The following is a 2,487-nucleotide window of genomic DNA, read 5'->3' as shown; positions in this document are numbered from 1 at the left end:
GGCGGCACAGCGGTCAGACCGCCGCCGCCGACGACCGGTCGCGACGCGACCTTGCTGGCGGCCTTGGACGCCCAGACGATGTACTCGACGAGCTGCTCGGGATTGTCGGCGCGGAGCAGCGGCACGTCCTCGTCGCCGATGAAGCGGCGCAGCGAGTGCATGTCGGCGTCGCGGCCGACCCCGAGGGCCAGTCGCACGGCGGTCGCGCCCCAGCGGTTGTTGAGCAGGGCCTGGAGGCCCTCGGCGAAGGTGGTGCCGCTGCTCTGGGTGGGACGGCCGTCGGAGACGAGGATGATCGCCGGGGGATAGGCGCTGGTGCCCTCGTCGAGGTGGGCGAGCGCCTCGGTCAACGTGACCAGGGCGCTGCCGAGCTCGGTGAACCCGCGCGGCACGGCCTCGAGCCGCTCCCAGTGGATCTGGTCGACCGGGGTCGGCTCCTCGATCACCCAGCGCGGCTCGTTGGCGAACGCCAGCACCCGGATCAGCATCTCGGCGTGCGGGTTGGCGCGGGCCTCGTCCTTGAGGTGGGGGAGGACCTCGGAGATGGCGTTGTTGAGAGCCTGGATCCGGCCGCCGCGCATCATCGACCCGGAGACGTCCAGGACGAAAATGAAGTGAAGGGGCTTGCGCGCCAGCGCGCCGCCCAGCCGGTCACTCATGCCATCTCCTGTTGCGGGTCCGTTGCGGGTTTGGACGCCGCCCCCACTGGTCAGGCTATAGATTGTCACACACTGACAACGGTTCCGGCTGGAACTCTGACGCACGGAGGTCGGCAACACCCATGGTGCTTGCAGAGGGTGTCGAGGTCGACCTCGGACCGCTGGGTCGCGCGCGCGTGACGTCCCTGCTGGGACAGGGCGGCCAGGGCTACGTCTTCGAGGTACGACGTGACACCGGCGAGCCGCTGGCGCTGAAGTGGTACAAGCCCGAGAGTGCGACCACCGAGCAGTACCAGGAGATGCAGCAGCTCGTCGAGATCGGCTCGCCGCACCAGCGTTTCCTCTGGCCGCTCAGCATGGCGCGGGTCCACAGCCAGCCGAGCTTCGGCTACGTCATGCACCTGCGCGACCCGAAGTTCCTCGAGCTCAGCTACCTGCTGCTCAACGCCGACCGTGACGGCAACCCGCTCGACGTGTCGTTCTCCTCGATCATCGAGCTCTGCCGCCAGCTCAGCTACAGCTTCCTGCGGCTGCACGCGCGCGGTCTCTGCTACCGCGACATCTCGTTCGGCAACGTCTTCTTCGACCCGACCAACGGCAGCGTGCTGATCTGCGACAACGACAACGTCGGCATCGACAACGGCACCGGCCGAGTGCTCGGGACGCCGTACTTCATGGCGCCCGAGGTCGTCCGCGACACGACCTACCGGACGCTGCCCAACACCGACACCGACCGGCACTCGCTCGCCGTGCTGCTGTTCTACTCCCTCTTCCTCGGGCACCCGCTCGAGGGACGCCGCACCGACGCCGGCGTGCGCGACGCGCACTGGCTGATGACCCACTTCGGCACCGAGCCGCTGTTCTGCATGCATCCGAGCGACGAGGCCAACCGGCCCGCCGACATCGTGCAGCAGTACTGGAACATCTACCCGCAGTTCCTGCGCGACCTCTTCGTCCAGGCGTTCGTCGACGGCATGGGCAAGCCGGGAGCCCGGGTGACCGAGGGCCAGTGGATCAAGGCGATGGACCGGCTGCGCGACGGCCTCCTCGCCTGCCCCAGCTGCGGGACGACGAACTTCTGGAGCAGCGACGAGCCCGACCCCGTCTGCTGGCAGGACGGTACGTCGGTGACGCCGCCGTACCTGCTCCAGGTCGGCCGGCGCACGGTCGCGGTCGGGCCCCAGGCCGCCATCCGCTCCGACCACCTGGCCTCGGGCGTCGACCACCCGGTCGTGCTCGGCGGTCTGCGCCAGCACCCGCAGGCCCCCGATCGCTGGGGCCTGCACAACGCCTCCGACTTCGCCTGGCCCGTCGCCTATCCCGGCGGCCAGAGCTTCACGCTCGACCCCGACCGGACGATCGAGCTGGTCGCCGGGGCCCGGATCCAGATCCGCAACGCCACGGTCCAGGTGCGCCGGCCGGGAGCGTGAGCGGCATGTCGCCCCTGGTGGTGGAGGTCGACGGTCGCGTCCTGCGTCTCGGCGGGACGTCGGTGATCCGGATCGGCCGCGCCATCGAGGCGGAGATCGTCCTCACCGCAGGCTCCGTGTCGCGCCAGCACGCCGAGCTCCGTCCCGTCGACGGCGCGTGGGTCCTCGTCGACTCCGGCAGCCAGTTCGGCACCTTCGTCGACGGGGTGCGGGTCAGCGAGCACCCCATCCGGGGACGGACGGAGATCCGTTGCGGTCCGGTCGCGCCCGGCGCCGACCTCGTCATCACGCCGGTCGAGCAGGCGACCGGGAGCACGCCGCCCCCGCTGCCTCCGCCCCCGCCGGCACCAGCCGACTCCTTCGAGCAGCCGACCCTGCCGCCACCGCCGCGGGAGCGG

General features: G+C 70.6%; 3 protein-coding genes. 2 read left to right on the top strand and 1 reads right to left on the bottom strand.

The genetic code is table 11. The annotated features are described in order from the left end of the window. Positions 1 to 659: vWA domain-containing protein (locus H0487_RS22440; RefSeq protein ID WP_183096413.1), on the bottom strand; the 659-nt coding region annotated here is incomplete at its 3' end. A 122-nt stretch (positions 660 to 781) separates the two neighbouring features. Here H0487_RS22440 and H0487_RS22435 point away from each other — a divergent pair. Then, positions 782 to 2,089: a protein kinase domain-containing protein gene (locus tag H0487_RS22435; RefSeq protein ID WP_183096412.1), complete on the top strand. Its 1,308-nt coding sequence runs from the start codon at positions 782 to 784 to the stop codon at positions 2,087 to 2,089. A 5-nt stretch (positions 2,090 to 2,094) separates the two neighbouring features. Then, positions 2,095 to 2,487, top strand: a 393-nt coding sequence (locus H0487_RS22430) for an FHA domain-containing protein (protein ID WP_183096411.1), incomplete at its 3' end; no start/stop codon positions are given.

It is taken from the genome of Nocardioides stalactiti, assembly GCF_014180715.1.
GTDB lineage: Bacteria > Actinomycetota > Actinomycetes > Propionibacteriales > Nocardioidaceae > Nocardioides > Nocardioides stalactiti.
Note: the sequence above shows the minus strand (reverse complement) of the source record. Positions and strands in the feature narration are given on the sequence as shown.